This is a genomic window from Saccharospirillum sp. (genome assembly GCF_039982735.1).
Classification (GTDB): Bacteria; Pseudomonadota; Gammaproteobacteria; order Pseudomonadales; family Natronospirillaceae; genus Saccharospirillum.
Map to the genome: position 1 here is coordinate 17,073 of NZ_JBDWXV010000008.1, position 18,328 is coordinate 35,400.

An 18,328-nucleotide genomic window follows, 5' to 3' on the forward strand; every position below is an offset into this window, starting at 1 on the left:
CATATAACGCTCTATGAAGACCTCCTTACAACTGAAAATGAGCCAGCAGCTGACTATGACGCCTCAGCTGCAACAAGCCATTCGCCTGCTGCAACTGTCGACTCTGGATCTGCAACAGGAGATACAGGAGGCACTCGAAAGCAACCCCATGCTCGAGGTTCGCGAAGACGTGGACGACTCGGGCGCCGCTGACTCAAAAAACAGCCAGTCCGTTGACCAGAAAGCCACCAGCGATGCGGAAAACACCGCAAATTCCAACGAAGGTGATCAGCGCGAGCTGGAGATTGCCGAACACATCCCCGACGACTTGGCCGTCGACAGCTCCTGGGACGACATTTATACCCACGCTCCCACCAGCCACGGCCTGCCCTCCGGAGACGACGACTTCAATTTCGAGAACGTCTACGGCACCACCGATTCACTCTGGGACCATCTGAACTGGCAACTGAACCTCACCACCATGACGGATCGCGACCGGCAAATCGCCGAGAGCCTGATCGAAAGCGTCAATGCCGAGGGGTATTTGTCGTCAAGCCTGGACGATATTTTCGAGGGCCTGACCGCGCACATGGCCAATGACGACGACCCGCTGGAAATGGACGAAGTCGAAGCCGTTTTGCACCGCGTCCAGCACTTCGACCCTCCCGGCGTCTGTGCCCGGGACCTGGCCGACTGCCTGACCATACAACTGAAGCAAATGAGCGAAGACATCCCCTGGCGCGACGCCGCCCTGACGGTGGTCAACAACTACCTCGATCTGCTTGCTTCGCGCGACTACAGCCAGCTGATGCGCAAATCGAAACTCAAAGAACCGGAGCTGCGCGATGTAATTGCGCTGATTCAGAGCCTGAACCCGCGCCCTGGAAATCAGATAGAAAGCGGTAAAGATGAATACGTCGTACCAGATGTCATCGTTCGCAAAGACATCAAGAACAATCGATGGCTGGTCGAGCTGAACCCCGAAATTGCGCCGAAGCTGAGGGTCAACGCCTCCTATGCGTCCATGGTCAAACGAGCCGATTCCAGCAGCGATAACACCTATTTGAAAGACCACCTGCAAGAGGCACGCTGGTTCATCAAGAGCCTCATGAGCCGCAATGAAACGCTATTGAAGGTGGCCACCAACATTGTCGAGCATCAACGCGGCTTCCTGGAATACGGTGAAGAAGCCATGAAACCTCTGGTATTGCACGACGTTGCCGAAGCGGTCGAAATGCATGAATCGACCATTTCCCGGGTAACCACCCAGAAATACATGCACACGCCGCGAGGCATTTTTGAACTCAAGTATTTTTTCAGCAGCCATGTCAGTACCGACAGTGGTGGCGAAGCCTCCAGTACCGCCATTCGCGCCATCATTAAAAAGCTGGTCGCCGCCGAAAACCCGCGCAAACCACTGAGTGACTCGAAGATCGCCACCTTGCTGGGCGACAAAGGCATTCAGGTAGCCCGGCGCACCATCGCCAAATACCGTGAAGCCATGATGATTCCTCCGTCAAATGAACGTAAACGTCTGATCTAGATCAGTGGAGTGGGCCGAGCAGTGCTTGAAAGCCATTGGTCCAGGCGCCAAATTCTGTAATAGGAGCTAGACTGAAATAGGCAAAGGGAAATCGGATAACATTGCCCTGCGGACATCGCCTTGTCGGGAACCGCAGATCCATCACTGCAAGAGGAGCGGACTATGCAAGTCAACATCAGTGGTCACCATGTAGAAGTTACTGAAGCACTGAACGACTATGTCGGTCAGAAACTGGACCGGCTGGAGCGACACTTCGACCAGATTGGCAATGTACAAATCACCCTCAGTGTTGAAAAACAGCGGCAAAAAGCTGAAGCTTCACTCAACATCAAGGGTGCCCAGATTCATGCGGACTCTGAACACGATGACTTGTATGCCGCCATTGATATGATGGCGGATAAACTGGACCGTCAACTGCTTAAACACAAAGAGAAGACAGTTGATCGAATGCACGGGAATTCACGTTAATCATGATACCACTGGACCAAGTCCTGACCGTTGAACGCGTCTTTGTCGGCGCGTTCGGCGCTAGCAAAAAGCGCGTACTGCAAACCCTGGCGGAACGTCTTGCCAGCGCAGTACCAGGCGTCACCGAACTCGACCTGTTCGATCAGTTGATTGCCCGGGAGCGACTTGGGTCTACCGGACTGGGTCAGGGCATTGCCCTGCCCCATTGCCGCCTTGCCAACATCGACCGGCCCGTCGCCGCTCTGGTGAAACTCGATGACGCCGTCGACTTTGAATCACCGGACAGACAACCTGTCGATTTGATGTTCGCCCTGGTGGTTCCCGAAGCCGCCACCGATGAACACCTGCAATTATTGGCCGCTGTTGTAGAACGATTTAACGACTCCGAGACGGTTGCCGCCCTGCGCGATACCCGTGATCCCGATGAACTGTACCGGCTCTTCTTCAAGGGATTCTGATCACCATGGCGACGCAGGCCAAACCACACCGCCTCATACTCATTAGCGGTCGATCCGGGTCGGGCAAGAGTACGGTCCTGAATGCACTGGAAGACGCGGGCTTTAATTGCATCGACAATCTGCCACCGTCACTGTTACCCGAGCTGGTGCGCTGGATGTCGGCCAGCACCGATCAGCCCAACACTGCCGTTTGTATCGATGCGCGCATGTCGCCTCAGGGCATCGCCCATTTACCCGAAATTCTGGCCACCCTGAAAACCGACCTGGTACCCGAGATTCTCTATCTGGATGCGGATGAAACCATTCTGTTGCAACGGTTTTCCGCCACCCGCCGCAAGCATCCGCTGACCGATCAGCATCGTTCACTGGCCGAAGCGATCGCCCACGAAGCCCAGCTGCTGGCCCCGGTTGCTGCACTGGCACAACTGAAGATAGACACCAGCAGCCTGTCGCTTCAGGAACTGCGCGACCAAATACGCTCCAGGGTCATTCGCAAGCCCCGGGGCATCGCCCTGCAGTTCCTGTCGTTCGGGTTCAAACACGGCCTGCCCCGGGATGCCGACCTTGTATTTGATGTTCGATGCTTGCCCAACCCCTACTGGGACAAGGCGTTACGGGTCCATACCGGCCGGGATGAGCCCATTCAGGCGTTCTTGCAGCGCGAACCCGCCGTTACCGAAATGTTTGAAGACATTCGTCGCTTCGTCGACCGCTGGTTACGTCAATATGAAGCGAATCAGCGCGCCTACCTCACCGTTGCCATTGGCTGCACCGGTGGGCAGCACCGCAGTGTTTACATTTGTGAACAACTCTATGGTACCTTCTCTGCCAAGTATCCAAGCGTTCAGATCAGACACCGGGACATGGGGCACGACGAAGCGTGATTCAGGAACAACTGACCATCATCAACAAGCTCGGGCTGCATGCCCGGGCGGCGGCCAAGCTGGTCGGCGTCGCCGGTCAGTTTGAGAGCCGGATCGTACTGGTCAAAGATGGCCGTGAAGCGGACGCGAAAAGCATCATGTCGGTCATGATGCTGGCGGCGAGTCAGGGCACTGAATTGAATGTACGCATTGAGGGAGACGATGCCTCCGAAGCCTGGGGGGCGCTACTGTCCCTGGTTCAGAACCGCTTCGACGAACCGGAATAGTCGGTAATTGCAGGATTTTCGTGCGGTTATAGCCCTTTCCAACACGAAGATCCCGATAGTTGCGGTTGCCGCTGGTGCCACCCTGCCCTTTCTTTTAAAATCACCACCATCGACCCGGCGCTGTCAGTCCAAGCTGTACCAGTCAGAAGCATCACATCGACTGGGTAGCTGACCGTCCTCAGCCTGGCCACATTCTTTCTGCTTTGAACCCGATCGGGCAGTCACCACCGTAGAGCGCTCATGAGCCACCCTGAAGACGACAACATCGAATACGAACTGGTCAGCAAATCCGAAATGAAACGGGAGATGCACCGCTGGCAAGCCCTGGGTGAGCGCTTGCTTACATTGCGTGCTGACCAGCTGTCCACCATCCCCATGACCGAGCGGCTGATTCAGGCGCTGGATGAGAGCAAGCGAGTCACCCAGCGCGAAGCCCGCCGCCGGCACCTGCAACTGATCGGCAAGCTGATGCGTGACAACGACGTCGATGCCATTCGCGAGGCCGTAGACCGGCTCGACCCCAGCAGCGAGGTGTATAAACGGGATCTGCAACAGGCGGAAGTCTGGCGTGAACGCCTGATTCGCGACGACAGTGCTGAAAGCAACTGGTTCGAAACCTACCCGAATACCGACCGCCAGCCCTTCCGTTCACTGGTTCGGGCGGCGCGCAAGGAGCAACCGGACGACCCGGAAGCCCCAATACGCGGTGGAAAGAACAGCAAGCGGTTGTTGCGCTGGATTAAAGAGACGCTGGCAGAAAAATAATCATCCGGCGTGATCCGGATACCGAACGCCGACGTATCTTGACCTGAGACTCCATCAACAGGTTTAAAAATGTCAGCGGCCAATGTAATCTCGATTCTTTCATCGAAAAAAGCACGCACTATGACACAGACGAGCCAAACAGCCGACGAGTGGGCGGATCTGCTCGAGGCCGTGGCCCGACGGCAGGACACCAAAGCCTTTGAGGCTCTGTTCAAGCATTTTGCCCCCCTGATTAAAGCCTTTGCGTTGTCTTCCGGCTTGCACAGTCAGGGCGATCACCTCCCTGAAGAGCTGGTCCAGGATGTCATGCTTGCCATCTGGCGCAAGTCGGCATCCTACGACAGACGCAAGGCGGCACCGTCAACCTGGATCTTTACCATTGCCCGTAACCAGCGCATCGACATGCTGCGTCGCCTGAACAAATACCGGGCCGACGTCTCTGCCGATGCGATCTGGGACCTGGAATCCGATACCGAACTGTTTGGAGAAATCCGCCAGTCGCGCATTCAGGACAAGGTAAAAGCGGGTCTCTATGAGCTTCCGGTCGACCAGCGCCAGGTCATGGCCAAGGTCTTTCTGGAAGACAAAAGCCACCAGGAGGTTGCAGACGAAATGAAGCTGCCCCTGGGTACCGTTAAGAGCCGGGTTCGCCTGGCTATGAAAAAGATGAAACTTTCGTTAGAGGCACTCGATCTATGAGTCAGTGGCACCCGCAACCCGATCAACTTGTGGAATTTGCAGCCGGTACCTGCCACACCGGCATGAGTGTGGCGATCTCCGTACACCTGCATTACTGCACGCAATGTCGTGCTGCTCTGAGTGAGCTGGAAAGCACCTCGGCGGTTCTGTTTGAACAACAGGCGGCCGCACCGGTAACTGATACCGCTTTCGACCAGCTGATGCAACGCATACAGCAGGAGCCTGTTACTGAACCTGCGCCAGCGCCCGTGATGAGCAACCGCTTTCCCAAGGCGCTCGCCACACTGCTGCCCGCCTCGCTGGATGAGCTGGACTGGCGCCAGCCGATGAAAAACCTGCGCGTCAGTCACCTGATGACCGACGAAAGCGGTATGATCATTGGCCTGCACCACATGAAAGCCGGTGGCCGTGTACCGAACCACTACCACCGGGGTGAAGAAATCAGTGTCGTGCTGGAAGGCGGTTTCTCAGACCAGCTCGGCTCCTACGGCGCCGGCGACTTTATCACGCGCACCCCGAGTGATACCCACTCGCCGCGGGCCGATGCCCACGAAGATTGCCTGATGCTCTCGGTCGTTGCCGCACCGGTCAAGTTAACCGGTGCACTGGGCTGGCTTTTGAATCCTTTCCTGAAGCCCTAATCCGGCCTCATCTGGCACCCAAAGAAAACCCCGGCTTTGCCGGGGTTTTTTGTTTAACCGGCCCGGTCAGATTGCCGGTCCAGCACTTCGAACAGCGAAAAATAGGTCAGCCCACTGTGCTGACTGAGCCCGATTTCACAAGTCCGGCTGGTGGAAATACCATAAAGGCAATCGCTGACCGACTCAGCCAGATGACGCAGGGAAGACGCATTCAGTTCCGGTTGCGAGAACCCCTTGTCACCGGCAAACCCGCAACAGGCCATACCCTCTGGCTGCACCCAGTGCGGCGCCACCGCGTTCAACACCCGCTGAAAACTGGCTTCTATACCCTGTTTCTGCACGCTGCAGGTTGTATGAACCGCTACGCGACCGGTCTCGGGTTGAATGACCAGCCGGTCCAGAAGGAAGCGGTCAATAAAATCGACGCTGTCGTAAAACTGGATGCCGCGAGCCTGGGCATCGGCCCGCACCCGCAAACTGCAAGGGCTGGTGTCGGCCAGCACCGGAAAGCGACCACCACTGGAAACTTCCCAGAGTTCGTCGACCAACTCCCGGCGCTGCTGCTCGGCCACGTCGACATGCCCCTTGGAATGAAACGGCTGGCCACAGCACAGGCCCCGGGTCGGCTGTGGCACCACCACTGCCAGCCCGGCCTTGCGCAGAACGCTCAGGGCAGCCGCGGGCACCGGCTGGCGCCCGTCGCCCAATGCCGGGCCCATGGCCTGGGTGACGCAGGCCGCCCAGTAAACGACTGTATCCAGATCGGTGGGACGCGTCTGGCGTATCGGTGCATACACTGGGCGGGCAGCCCCTGGTGTTGTCGATGGCCAGAGCGGCGTTCGCCCGCCACTAAGTCGCCGCATTGACGCCGAATAGCGCTCCAGCCGCTGCGCCCCGGCCAGGCGTTGTAACCCCTGGGCCGCCCACAAACTGCCGCGCGTCAGCGTCGCCAGGGTGGCAAAGTGCCGCCCCATAAGGCGCGCCAGCCGACTGTAACGATGATTATTGCGTTGACGCAGACTCAGCACCAACTCCCCGGTGTTAATACCCACCGGACAGCGCAGTTCGCATAATCCCGTCGCAGCACAGGTGTCGATGCCCTGATAATTGAAGGCTTTTTGCCACTGCGGATCAATGCCCTCATCGCGGCTTTGCCGCTGTAACTCCCTGTACAGGGTGATGCGCTGACGCGGCGTCAGCGTCAGATCCCGGGACGGGCACACCGGCTCGCAGAAACCGCACTCGATGCAGGTATCGACAATCGGATCGGCCGCAGGCAGGGCTTTCAGGTGTTGGATATGGGCTTTGGGGTCGTCATTGAGTATCACCCCGGGGTTGAGAATGCCGGCCGGGTCAAATACCTGCTTGATGCGTTTCATCAGCCCGTAGGCGTCCTCACCCCACTCCTTCATGACGAAAGGTGCCATATTACGCCCGGTACCATGCTCAGCCTTCAACGAGCCTTGCAGTGAGCCGGTCACCACCTCAGCAACGTCCTGCATAAAGGCATCGTATCGGGCAACTTCACCGGGCGCTTCAAACCCCTGGGTGAACACAAAATGCAGGTTGCCTTCCAGCGCGTGTCCGAAAATGATCGCCTCGGTGTAGCCATGACGATCAAACAGTTCCTGCAGTGCTGCCACGCCTTCCGCCAGGCGTTCCACGGGAAAGGCCACATCTTCTATGATCACCGTGGTCCCGGTCGCACGCATGGCCCCCACGGCAGGAAAGGTGCCTTTACGCAGATTCCAGTATTGAGCGATGCGCAGGCTGTCGCGAGTAAAACCGGTACTGCGCCAGCCTGCCGGAAATTGATCCAGTACCGCCATTACCTGGTCGCAGTGACCGCTCAGTGCGTCGGCCATTTCAGCGCGGACATCCACCAACAACATCCCCCCTTCTGGTGGTAGCTGTCGCGCAAATTCGGGAAGACCAGGCATGTGTGCCACCGATTCGATAGCGCGCCGGTCGAGCAATTCTACGGCATCGACAGGGCAGGGCCGCAAGGCAGTAACCGCCCGGGCACACAAGTCCAGATCGTCGAACCCGATCATTATCGAGGCCCGGTGCGGCCAATCCGGTACCGTATTCAGGCTGACTTCGCTGATAAAACCCAGAGTGCCTTCAGAGCCCACCATCAGATGCGTCAGCATGTCGATCGGGTCGTCGAAGTCGAGCAAAGCGTTCAGGCCGTAACCGGTAGTGTTTTTCAGCCGGTACTTGTGACGAACGCGCTCAGCCAGGGTGGTATTGGCTTTCAGGTCAGCTGACAGTTCGGCCAATTTGTCCAGAAAACAGCCATGGCTCGAGCGAAACTCGGCAACGCTGCGCGGATCCCGGCTATCTATGATACTGCCATCGGCCAGTACAATGCGCATGCCAGCCAGGGTGTGATAACTGTTATGACGCGTACCGCAACACATGCCACTGGCGTTATTGGCAACAATACCACCCATCTTGCAACTGCCAATCGACGCCGGGTCCGGTCCGATTTTGCGGCCATAGTGCTTGAGACGCTGATTCACATCGGCACCGATCAGATCGGGCTGCAGGTGTACCCGCTCACCCAAGGGGTCGATGCGACAACCGCGCCACTGATCGGTCAAAACAACCAAAACGGAATCAGTTACTGCCTGACCGGACAAGCTGGTACCGGCCGCCCGGAACGTCACAGGCACCTGGCACAGCTGGGCCTGCACCAGCAGAAAGCTCAGTTCTGCCTCGTTTTCAACCGTCACAATCAGTTTGGGAGTCAGACGATAAAAACTGGCATCGGTACCCAGGGCAAAACAGCGCATCGGGTCGGTGGTCAGACGCGACTCGGGCAAGCGGTGCTTCAATGCGCGAATAAAACGATCAATCGTCATAACCGGTCCTGTTCTGGCGTTTGTTATTATCAGGGAGAGCTCGTTGGTCAGCTAAGGTGCCATCTCCGTCAACAAAAAACCTCCCCCTGCAGACATCCAATCCCTGAAAAGTACTCCGATACGCCCCAAAAAGACGTAAACTGGGGACCATCAACAACACGTTTTTCAAAAGTGGTCAGACCAATGACAATACGCAGGATAGACCGGCTCTGCCAGTTGCTGAACCAGCAATTGCTGGACGGCGACCTGAAACCGGGAGACAAGCTGCCCTCGGAGCGCCAGCTGGCACTGCGCTTTGAAACCAGCCGGCCACTGGTGCGTGAAGCGCTGCAGCAGCTTAAAGGGCTGGGCATTATCGAAAGTCGCCAGGGTGGCGGCACCTATGTATGCCAGAACTACGCTGAACCGGCCGGTTCGCCTCTGTCATCCCTGCTCGGCCAACGTCAGGATCCGGTGCGGTTGAACGCCGAATTACTGGAATACCGCATCACCATTGAGGCGCGATGCGCGGCGCTGGCGGCCGAACGCGCCACCGTAGACGACCTGCAACGCCTTGACCTGGCCTACCAGCATTTGCGCAAAGCACACCAGCAACGGGATCTCGACGCTGAAGCCCAGGCCGATGCCCGGTTTCATCTGGCCATTGCCGCTGCCAGCCACAACCGCGTTTTTCTGCAGACTCTGCAGGGTCTCTTTGGCTTGCTCAAGAATAACGTCATCACCAACATAGGCGGGCTCAGCAGTCACCCTGATATCCGGGCACGCCTGATGGGACAGCATGCCCGCCTGTTTGAGGCAATCTACCAGCGAAAGCCCGAAGCTGCGCAGGCGGCCATTGAAGAACACCTGACTTATGTCAGCGAATTTTCAGACCAGCTCAACCGTGAGCGCCAGCGTCTGAGAGGCTCTGGCTAGGCGGACGCTGCATCCATTGATGCTCGATGTCATCCTCGAGGTACCGATCCCCAACCGGCCCGAAGCCAAAGGATTGATAGAATGGAACAAGGTGCGCCTGAGCACCCAGAGCCAGGCCAGAACCGGGAAACAGTCTGGTCATGGCAGTGACGGCTTCGCGCATCAGCTCCCGGCCCAGCCCCTGACCGCGGGCATTGGCACGGGTAACCACCCGGCCAATCGCTGGCCAGTCACCTGCAACACCAGGTGGCAGCAACCGGGCAACGGCCACCAACTGACCGGCCCGGTAGCCGAGCAGGTGCCAGGCCAGGTCATCCAGACCGTCGGCATCCTGATACGGGCAATTCTGCTCCACCACAAAAACAGCGGCACGCAGTGCCAGCACATCATACAGGGTGCGCGTATCGAGCTGCTCAAACGCCAGGCATTGCCAGGTACAGTCCTGACTGGTTATCGGCTCGTGAATCACAGCTGCCCCGCCGCTTTCATCCGGCCCAGGGTGTCGACAATGGCCTGGGTATGGGCGTCGAACTCCACATTGACCCGGTCGCCGACTCCGGCGTCGCCAAAGGTAGTCACCGCCAGCGTCTCGGGAATCAGAAACACATTAAACCGGTCATCGCGGACTTCGCCGATGGTCAGACTGCAGCCGTTCAAGCCCACATAACCCTTGGGGAAGAGGTAGCGCCGTTGTTCGGCGTCAATGCCAAACCAGAGGATGCAGTTATTCTCGGGGCGTTCAATATCCAGGATCGGAACCGTGTGGTGCACATGTCCCGACATGACATGGCCACCGATGTCATCGCCAAAACGCGCCGCGCGCTCAACATTAACCAGATCGCCATCACTCAGGTCTGCCAGGTTGGTGACCCTCAGTGTCTCCATCATCACATCAAAATAGGCGCGCTCACCCTGTTGACGGGTAACAGTAAGACAGGCACCGTTCAGCGCAATACTGGCGCCAATGACCAGACCTTCGGTTTGCCTGGCCGTCAGCGGTACCGACAGGGTCCATAACTGGGGCAAACGAGCTTCAACAGTCACCGGCGCCCGGTTTTGCACAATTCCTGAAAACATGAGATTCCTCGGGGGTACGAAACAGTGGCCTGTTTTAAGGCTTTCGTACCCCAAAGGCAAGGGAGAGCGGGCTAATTAGCCGCGTAAAAGGGGCGTTGGTCGTATTCGGTCAGCTCGTTGTGGGTGATCATTTCCGTCAGCTCGCGAATATACTCTTCACCACGAATGGAATAGCCCTCCAGCCCCCAGACCAGCATCAGGGAGGAGGCTGGTTCACCGAGATAGCGCAGCTCAGAGCGAATATTGCGCATATCACGGTAAGGCGGGTGGGTATTCACGTTCTGAAAATAGGATGCGACCGATTCGGCTACGTCTGCGAACAGCTTCACTTCATAGCGCTCCCCTTCCGGTCGACCCGCCGGCACCAGGCCACAGCCTTCGGCAAAGCACCACTGCCCGAACAGATTATTACCCTCAACGGCAAACCGGCTGGTGCCCCAGGCGCTTTCATTTGCTGCCTGAGCCAATACCAGTGAGGCCGGAATAACATCGACGCGGTTGAGCATCAGTTCGAAGTAGGCATCGCTGCCGGGCGTTTCCTCTACTTCGTAGTCACGCCCCAGCCGGGCCAGATAGGATGTCTGCCATGGCGCTGCCGTTTGTCCCTGAGCCAGATCAGTCTGCATCTGCAACAACCAGATGCGTTCCGCCACAATGCGCTGATTGACGCGCTGGATGATGGGGTTCAAAAAATCAAAAAACACCTGTTTTTTGGTCGCAACGTCATCAATACTTGCCATGTCAGGCAAGTCTGAATCGACCGATTCCAGTTGTCCGGGCGCTTCCGCCCACACCAGAGCTATCGGCATAACCAATAGCAGTAAAGTCGCGACCCAAATCCCTGGATTCCACATAATTGTTTCCGTCGTTTTCATGCCGTTAATGAATTTACAAGCCGCGTGAGTATAGAGTGACCTGTACGATAATCAACCAACACTCACTCAGGTCGCATGGGGTTCGAGATAGCTTGTCGTATCGGATCACTTGACTTTCCCGCTGCAGGAAGGTCTAAACACTGTCAGAAAGGCTAATCAGGAAAGAGTAATCCACGATGAACAAACCAAGCCCAGCCCTCTGGACTCTGATCGCCATGCAGGCGCTGTCGATGTGTGCGCCGCCCATGGTCATTCTGATCGGCGGCCTGATCGGCACCCAACTCGCCCCCAATCCGCAACTGGCTACCCTGCCCTTGTCGATACTGGTCATAACCACTGCTTTCAGTACCTTCCCAACCGCCATGATCATGCAACACCTGGGTCGGAAGAAGGGCTTTCTCATCGGTAACCTGGTCTCGCTGGCGTCTTGCGGCATTGCCATTGTGGCCATTTATGCTCAGAGCTTTGTACTGTTACTGGTAGCGACCGGCGGCCTCGGCTTCAATATGGCGTTTGTTAACCAGTTTCGCTTTGCCGCCATGGAACGGGTGGCGCCTGAACACCAGGGGCAAGCTGTTTCCTGGCTGCTGCTTGGCGGCATATTTGCTGCTCTGGTAGGCCCCGAACTCGGTGCCCTGGGAGAATCGCTGCTGGGTGTCCCCTACGCCGGTGCCTTCCTGTTGCTGGCAGGCGTGTTGCTAGGGGTCACCGTTTTAGTGGTGTTTGCCTACCGGGACCTGCCCTACCAGGCACCTGTTAAACAATCGGTCGGTCGGCCCTGGGGTTCCTTGCTGCAGCAGCCGGTTCTCTGGCTGGCCCTGCTGGCCGGAGCGATATCCTACAGCGTAATGACGCTGGTAATGACGGCGGCACCGCTGAGCATGCACGATATGGATCAGCACAGTCTGCAGGCCACCAAAACTGCCATCCAGGCACATATTCTTGCTATGTTCCTGCCGTCTCTGGCGACCAGTTGGCTGATCCGGCGTTTTGGACCGGAGCGTTTACTGATACTTGGGCTGTCTATTTACGCCCTGATGATCATTGCCGGCCTCAGCGGGCATGGCGTCAGTCATTACACCATCAGCCTGATATTGCTGGGCGTGGGTTGGAACTTCCTGTTTGTCTCAGGCACCACGCTGCTGCCCAGAGCTTATCAGGACTCGGAGAGGTTCAGGGTTCAGGCGGTGAATGAATTTCTGGTCTTTGGCGCCCAGGCACTGGCAACACTCGGGGCAGGCTGGTTGCTGTTCCGGTTTAGCTGGGAAACATTGCTGTATGCCACGGCGCCGGCTCTGGTGGTATTGTCAGTCACTCTACTCTGGCACAAGCTCAGTCTGAAGACTGCACAAGACAGCGCCCGGGCTGACTCGGTTTAACGAGGCCCGGGCCTTTAGCAACAGAGGTCTTTAATAGCGCTGCGTCAGAACGACACAGGCGTGAGGCCCGCTCCCGGGGCCTCTGTTTTCAGCAAGACAGCATCGGGCGTTACCGCCGGCGACGGGTCTCGTCCTCTTTCACCCGGATAGGTTCCGGCTTTACTGCCGTACCCTGGCTGTATACCCGCCAGGCAACAGCCCCCAGCAACATCGTCAACAACAGTACGGTCATCGTTTAACCCTCAGAACGGGTGCATTTGCCAACCCCGGTTGGCCCTATCACCATGGGTGATCAACTGAAGTATAGCCTTATTGGTCCCGGCGGCCAGTCAAAACCCATGTCGTTGTCGTGTAAATGCCGTCAGATTCACAGCAAGCGTGCCTTCTAACTGCGTTTTGATGGGCCCGATGCCGGAAATGCGATGACCGGCCCGCCTTTGCTATCGCTTATTTTGGCAACACCTTCCTGCTCAACCTCGTCAATACGGGTAATGGAATGCATCGGAATAAAGCTGCGCTTTACACCACTGAATTCTTTCTTCAGCCGCTCTTCTCCCGGATCCACCAGCAACTGGCTGCGCTCGCCAAAAATCAGTTCCTCGATCTCGATAAAGCCATACAAGTCACTTTGATAGACCTGTTCACAATACACTTCGTACACTTTGTCCTGATTAATAAAGGACACTCTGTAAATGGCCTTGGGTTGTTTCATTGCCGGGTAACGTCCTGACTGATGCTTAGGGTTCTCAGCAGCGGAACACCAGTGCCCGCTGCCTCATTCATCCCAGCAATATGGGCTCCGCAGAGGTCTTATTCAATAGCCAGGGGCACTGCGCCTCAATCTGCCTGAATTCTGTGCACCGGATGGTTGGGTCGGCGCCCGGTTATGCGTATAATCTGCGCCCCTTTTGAGTGTCGGCCTCGCCGACGCTCCTGTTCACCAAAACTGCAGGCTCATGACCAAAAAACTCTTTATCAAAACGCACGGCTGCCAGATGAACGAATACGATTCATCGCGCATGGCCGACCTGCTGGGCGACAGCCACGGTTATACCCTGACCGACAACGCCGATGAGGCCGACGTGCTGCTGCTGAACACCTGTTCCATCCGTGAAAAAGCACAGGACAAGGTGTTCCATCAGCTGGGTCGCTGGAAAAAGCTGAAAGCCAAAAATCCTGACCTGAAGATCGGGGTTGGCGGCTGCGTAGCCTCTCAGGAAGGCCAGGCGATCTCTGACCGAGCGCCTTACGTTGATATGATTTTTGGTCCCCAGACCTTGCATCGTCTGCCGCAAATGCTCGATGCATCCTCAGGGCAGGTTGCCAATGCCGCCGGCAACCGAATTGCCATGGTCGACGTGACCTTTCCGGAAATCGAGAAATTCGACCACTTACCCGCCCCGAAAAGCGACGGTGTAACGGCCTTTGTTTCCGTGATGGAAGGCTGCTCAAAATACTGCACCTTCTGCGTTGTGCCTTATACAAGAGGCGAGGAAGTCAGCCGCCCGTTCGATGACGTCATCACCGAAGTCGTCCAACTGGCGGAACAAGGCGTGCGGGAAATCAACTTTCTGGGCCAGAACGTCAATGCCTACCGCGGCCCGCGCCACGACGGCGGCGAAGCCGACCTGGCCGAGCTGATCACCCTGGCTGCCCGCATTGACGGCATCGACCGCATTCGCTTCACCACCAGCCACCCGGTCGAGTTCACCGATTCGCTGGTAGACGCCTACCTCGACGTACCGGAACTGGTCAGCCACCTGCATCTGCCCGTACAAAGCGGTTCAGACCCGATATTGAGCGCAATGAAGCGCGGTCACACTGCAGCGGAATACATCGAAAAGATGGAACGCATCCGCGCCAATCGCCCGGACATCAGCTTTTCGTCTGACTTCATCATCGGCTTCCCGGGCGAAACCGAAGCCGACTTCGAAGCCACTATGAACCTGATTCAGACCATCGGCTTCGACCACAGCTTCAGCTTCGTATACAGCCCCCGCCCGGGCACCCCGGCGGCCAATCTGGATGACACCACGCCTGAGGCCATCAAAAAGCAACGTCTGGCCATTCTGCAAGACAGAATCATCCAGCAGGCGGCCCAGATCAGCCGCCGCATGGTCGGCAGCACCCAAACCATACTGGTCAGCGAGCGCTCCAAGCGCAACCCGGCCGAGCTACAGGGCCGCACAGAAAACAACCGACCAACCTTCTTTGAACATAGTGACGACGAATTGATCGGAAAGTTCGTACAGGTCCGTATTACCGAGGCCTTCGCCAACAGCCTGCGCGGTGAGGTCATCAATACTGACCTTGCCTATTAGGGTTCGGTGGTTGAACCGGGGGTTGAGCCTAACTCGCGGCATGAGTCCGTGTCGGGCACCGGGTTGGCCTATCAGGGGTCGGCGTGGACCCATCCATGGGGCCTAGACCGCAGCATCCTTGCTGCGAACTTCCCCTGATAGGCCAACCCGGCACCCAACACTTACCCTGTGGTAATTGTCATTTTGTACGGAATACTATGTAGAGTTGTAAGAGTACGCACAGTACGAGTGGCGGTTGCCGGTGGTGCCTCTGCGGGGGAGTCCGCAGCAGGGATGCTGCGGCCTAGGCTCCACGGACGGATTCACGCCGACCCCGCAGAGGCACCACCGGCGGCCGACACGGATTCCGGCACAAAGGTGAAATTAACGAATACAACGGTGGCTGGGTAACAATTAGTTACCACGGTAATCGACTTTTTGACATGGCAGGGATGCGGCGTATTCTTAGCCTATTCTGCTGATTGCAGTGCAACGTGAGAGGAACCAGAACACTTTGACTACCCCGTCTAATCTTGAGGCTGCAACAGCAGCGTCCGATCTGCGGCACTTTGAGCTGCAACCCGATAATCCCCAGCGACTGGCCAGCCTGTGCGGCCTGGCCAACGACAACCTCCGCCAGATTGAAGATCGCCTGGACATTCGCGTCAATAATCGTGGCAATCGCTTTGAACTGGCCGGTGACGGTGGCAGCGTTGCGGCGGCCGAAGACATTATCAAACGGCTGTATCGGGAGACCAAGGGTGGCAAAGATTTACTGCCCGATACGGTGAACCTCTATTTGCAGCAATCCGAGGTCGAAACCCTGAGTGAGCAGGAAGGGGCACAGCTGCATGAGCACAAACTCTACGTGCTGCACACGCCCAAATCCGTGGTCAAACCTCGTGGGCCCAATCAGCGGGCCTATGTGCACAGCGTGCTGACCCACGATATCAACTTTGGCGTTGGCCCGGCGGGTACCGGCAAGACCTTCTTGGCCGTCGCATGCGCCGTGCAGGCGCTGCAGAAAGACCAGGTCAAACGCATTATTCTGGTCCGGCCTGCGGTGGAAGCGGGAGAAAAGCTGGGCTTTTTGCCCGGAGATCTTAGCCAGAAAGTCGACCCCTACCTGCGCCCGCTGTACGATGCACTCTACGAGATGCTCGGCCTGGAAAAAGTCGATCGCCTGATTGAACGCAATGTAATTGAAGTGGCGCCTTTGGCCTACATGCGTGGTCGAACGCTGAGCAATGCGTTCATTATTCTTGACGAAAGCCAGAACACCACCAAGGAACAGATGAAAATGTTCCTGACCCGCATCGGCTTTGGGTCCACCGCAGTCATCAATGGCGACCCGACCCAGGTCGACCTGCCCCGGGGCAACCAGTCTGGCCTCGCCCATGCCCTTAAAGTCCTTGATGGTGTCAGCGATATCAGCGTGACCCGCTTTGGCTCCAAAGACATTGTGCGTCACCCGCTGGTACAGCGCATTGTCGATGCCTATGACGCGCACGGAGACAGCTGACCGCCGCCATGAACGCTAACCCGGCTTTAGCGGCCGTCGTCGACCTGGATCTCCAGGTCGCATCCGACGCTGCAGACCTGCCCGCTTTCGATGACCTGCTACTCTGGGTCGCCACGGCTCTCAAAGGCGAACAAGACGCCGCCAGTCTGACTATTCGCCTGGTTGATGACCCGGAAAGCCAGCAGCTCAACCGTGACTACCGGGGCAAGGATGCACCTACCAATGTACTGTCGTTCCCGTTTGAACTGCCCCCGGGCATAGACGACCCCGAGGTTAAGGCCCTGCTCGGAGACCTGATCATATGCGCACCCGTGGTGGCCCGCGAGGCGGCCGAACAGGGCAAGCCTGTTGCCCATCACTGGGCGCACATTGTGGTCCATGGTACCTTGCATTTACTGGGGTACGACCACATTGACCCGGCTGAAGCCGAGATCATGGAATCACTGGAGCGCCGCATTCTCGCGACGATCGACATCCCCGACCCTTACTGGCTTGAGAACCACTTGCCGACCGGCACCCCCCCCCTATAATGGGCGGACTGACCCGGGAAACATTTGCAGAGGACACGCACTAGCATGAGCGACGAACGACCCACGAGTAGCAACCCCGGTAGGAAATCCTGGCTGGAACGCCTGTCGGATGCCTTCACCGGGGAGCCCAAAGATCGCGACGATTTGCTCACTATCCTGAACAGCGCCCAGGAAAACGACATTCTGGACAACGAAGCCTTCAAAATCATCGAAGGCGCGCTGAATGTCTCGGACATGCACGTCAGGGATATCATGATTCCCCGTTCCCAGGTGGTCAGCCTGGAAACCAACGACAGTATTCAGCACTGGCTATCGCTGATCGTGGAGTCCGGACACTCCCGTTTCCCGGTACTGGGTGAGAACTCCGACGAAGTGGTCGGGGTGCTGTTGGCTAAAGACCTGCTTGGCCTTGGCCTGCAAACCCAGTTTGACCTGGATGACATGAAAAAGCGGTTGAACACCATCATCCGCAACGTCAACTTCGTACCGGAAAGCAAGCGCCTCAACGTCCTGCTTAAAGACTTCCGCAGCAACCGCAACCACATGGCGGTGGTGGTTGACGAATACGGGCAGACTGCGGGCCTGGTCACCATTGAAGACGTACTCGAAGAGATCGTCGGGGAAATTGAAGACGAACACGACGACACCGTCGATGCCAACATTCGCCCCAACGGCAATGGCGGCTTTCTGGTTCAGGCACTGACCCCGATTGAAGACTTCAATGAGCACTTCTCGACCGAACTGAGTGATGAGGAATTCGACACCATCGGAGGCATCGTCATGCATCAGTTTGGCAAGGTGCCCCAGCGTGACGAGTCCATCACCCTGGGCGAATTGCTGATTAGGGTCGTGAATGCCGATAACCGCCGGGTTCGCGCTTTTGAGGTGAACCGACTGCAACCCCAGACCGACTGAATCCTGCGGGTCTGCCATCCAGGCCCGCCCCCTCTCCTGTTTTTGCCAACCCGCCCGATTAGACATCCCGGTTCAGAACCCTAGTAGGTTGTTGAAAAAGGCGTCCTGCCTTTTTCAAAACACGAGAACCCAAAACTGCGATTTTTACTTCTCTCTCAAGGTCAATGGGTTAGCACTCATCGATCTTGCCGGAACATCCATGTTCAGGCAGCAGGTTGCTTAAATTCTGCGAATTTCAACAGCCT

19 protein-coding genes are annotated in these 18,328 nt (G+C 57.2%); 14 read left to right on the forward strand and 5 right to left on the reverse strand.

Annotated elements, in window-relative coordinates:
• Positions 1-13 precede the first annotated feature (13 nt).
• From ABJT94_RS04720 to ABJT94_RS04755, 8 genes are all read left to right on the forward strand, one after another.
• The gene (locus tag ABJT94_RS04720; protein ID WP_348474171.1) at positions 14-1,522 is read left to right on the forward strand and encodes an RNA polymerase factor sigma-54; all 1,509 of its coding nucleotides are present in this window, start codon (positions 14-16) and stop codon (positions 1,520-1,522) included.
• A 162-nt stretch (positions 1,523-1,684) separates the two neighbouring features.
• Entirely contained in the window at positions 1,685-1,990 is a 306-nt protein-coding gene (raiA, locus tag ABJT94_RS04725; RefSeq protein ID WP_028669370.1) for a ribosome-associated translation inhibitor RaiA, read from the forward strand.
• A 2-nt stretch (positions 1,991-1,992) separates the two neighbouring features.
• On the forward strand, positions 1,993-2,448 hold the full coding sequence (locus ABJT94_RS04730) for a PTS sugar transporter subunit IIA (RefSeq protein WP_127556302.1): 456 nt from the start codon (positions 1,993-1,995) through the stop codon (positions 2,446-2,448).
• A 5-nt stretch (positions 2,449-2,453) separates the two neighbouring features.
• Complete coding sequence (gene rapZ / locus ABJT94_RS04735) at positions 2,454-3,332, forward strand: RNase adapter RapZ (protein WP_348474172.1); 879 nt, start codon at positions 2,454-2,456, stop codon at positions 3,330-3,332.
• On the forward strand, positions 3,329-3,598 hold the full coding sequence (locus tag ABJT94_RS04740; RefSeq protein ID WP_213679224.1) for an HPr family phosphocarrier protein: 270 nt from the start codon (positions 3,329-3,331) through the stop codon (positions 3,596-3,598). The genes rapZ and ABJT94_RS04740 overlap by 4 nt, the downstream gene beginning before the upstream one ends.
• 240 nt (positions 3,599-3,838) lie before the next feature.
• Positions 3,839-4,363, forward strand: coding sequence for a ribosome biogenesis factor YjgA (yjgA, locus tag ABJT94_RS04745; RefSeq protein ID WP_348474173.1), 525 nt, complete (start codon positions 3,839-3,841; stop codon positions 4,361-4,363).
• A 120-nt stretch (positions 4,364-4,483) separates the two neighbouring features.
• Entirely contained in the window at positions 4,484-5,062 is a 579-nt protein-coding gene (locus ABJT94_RS04750; protein ID WP_127556306.1) for a sigma-70 family RNA polymerase sigma factor, read from the forward strand.
• Positions 5,059-5,703 carry a ChrR family anti-sigma-E factor gene (locus ABJT94_RS04755; RefSeq protein ID WP_348474174.1) on the forward strand — a complete coding sequence of 215 codons (645 nt, stop codon included), beginning with the start codon at positions 5,059-5,061 and terminating at the stop codon, positions 5,701-5,703. The genes ABJT94_RS04750 and ABJT94_RS04755 overlap by 4 nt, the downstream gene beginning before the upstream one ends.
• A gap of 53 nt (positions 5,704-5,756) precedes the next feature.
• On the opposite strand, the gene ABJT94_RS04760 is transcribed toward ABJT94_RS04755, so the two are convergent.
• A complete protein-coding gene (locus ABJT94_RS04760; RefSeq protein WP_348474175.1) occupies positions 5,757-8,570 on the reverse strand; it encodes an FAD-binding and (Fe-S)-binding domain-containing protein in 2,814 nt (937 codons plus the stop codon).
• 183 nt (positions 8,571-8,753) lie between these two features.
• On the opposite strand from ABJT94_RS04760, the gene ABJT94_RS04765 reads away from it, so the two are divergent.
• Positions 8,754-9,485: a FadR/GntR family transcriptional regulator gene (locus ABJT94_RS04765; protein ID WP_348474176.1), complete on the forward strand. Its 732-nt coding sequence runs from the start codon at positions 8,754-8,756 to the stop codon at positions 9,483-9,485.
• On the opposite strand, the gene ABJT94_RS04770 is transcribed toward ABJT94_RS04765, so the two are convergent.
• From ABJT94_RS04770 to ABJT94_RS04780, 3 genes are all read right to left on the reverse strand, one after another.
• Positions 9,448-9,954, reverse strand: a complete 507-nt coding sequence (locus ABJT94_RS04770; protein WP_348474177.1) for a GNAT family N-acetyltransferase — start codon at positions 9,952-9,954, stop codon at positions 9,448-9,450. The genes ABJT94_RS04765 and ABJT94_RS04770 overlap by 38 nt on opposite strands.
• Entirely contained in the window at positions 9,951-10,562 is a 612-nt protein-coding gene (locus tag ABJT94_RS04775) for a riboflavin synthase subunit alpha (protein ID WP_348474178.1), read from the reverse strand. Before ABJT94_RS04775 ends, ABJT94_RS04770 begins: the two co-directional genes overlap by 4 nt.
• Positions 10,563-10,633: 71 nt before the next feature.
• Positions 10,634-11,416 carry a glucosaminidase domain-containing protein gene (locus ABJT94_RS04780; protein ID WP_348474179.1) on the reverse strand — a complete coding sequence of 261 codons (783 nt, stop codon included), beginning with the start codon at positions 11,414-11,416 and terminating at the stop codon, positions 10,634-10,636.
• 197 nt (positions 11,417-11,613) lie between these two features.
• Between ABJT94_RS04780 and ABJT94_RS04785 the strand changes: the two genes are divergently transcribed.
• Positions 11,614-12,816 (forward strand): MFS transporter, encoded by a 1,203-nt coding sequence (locus tag ABJT94_RS04785; protein ID WP_348474180.1) that lies wholly within the window; start codon positions 11,614-11,616, stop codon positions 12,814-12,816.
• A gap of 385 nt (positions 12,817-13,201) precedes the next feature.
• Here ABJT94_RS04785 and ABJT94_RS04790 read toward each other — a convergent pair whose 3' ends face one another.
• Positions 13,202-13,528 (reverse strand): DUF1820 family protein, encoded by a 327-nt coding sequence (locus ABJT94_RS04790; RefSeq protein ID WP_127556313.1) that lies wholly within the window; start codon positions 13,526-13,528, stop codon positions 13,202-13,204.
• Between the two features lie 244 nt (positions 13,529-13,772).
• Between ABJT94_RS04790 and miaB the strand changes: the two genes are divergently transcribed.
• From miaB to ABJT94_RS04810, 4 genes are all read left to right on the forward strand, one after another.
• Positions 13,773-15,137, forward strand: a complete 1,365-nt coding sequence (gene miaB, locus ABJT94_RS04795; RefSeq protein ID WP_348474181.1) for a tRNA (N6-isopentenyl adenosine(37)-C2)-methylthiotransferase MiaB — start codon at positions 13,773-13,775, stop codon at positions 15,135-15,137.
• Positions 15,138-15,630: 493 nt separating this feature from the next.
• A complete protein-coding gene (locus ABJT94_RS04800) occupies positions 15,631-16,638 on the forward strand; it encodes a PhoH family protein (protein WP_348477269.1) in 1,008 nt (335 codons plus the stop codon).
• An 8-nt stretch (positions 16,639-16,646) separates the two neighbouring features.
• Positions 16,647-17,168 (forward strand): rRNA maturation RNase YbeY, encoded by a 522-nt coding sequence (gene ybeY, locus ABJT94_RS04805; RefSeq protein ID WP_348477268.1) that lies wholly within the window; start codon positions 16,647-16,649, stop codon positions 17,166-17,168.
• Positions 17,169-17,213: 45 nt separating this feature from the next.
• Positions 17,214-18,083, forward strand: a complete 870-nt coding sequence (locus ABJT94_RS04810; protein WP_348477267.1) for a transporter associated domain-containing protein — start codon at positions 17,214-17,216, stop codon at positions 18,081-18,083.
• The last annotated feature ends 245 nt before the right edge of the window (positions 18,084-18,328 follow it).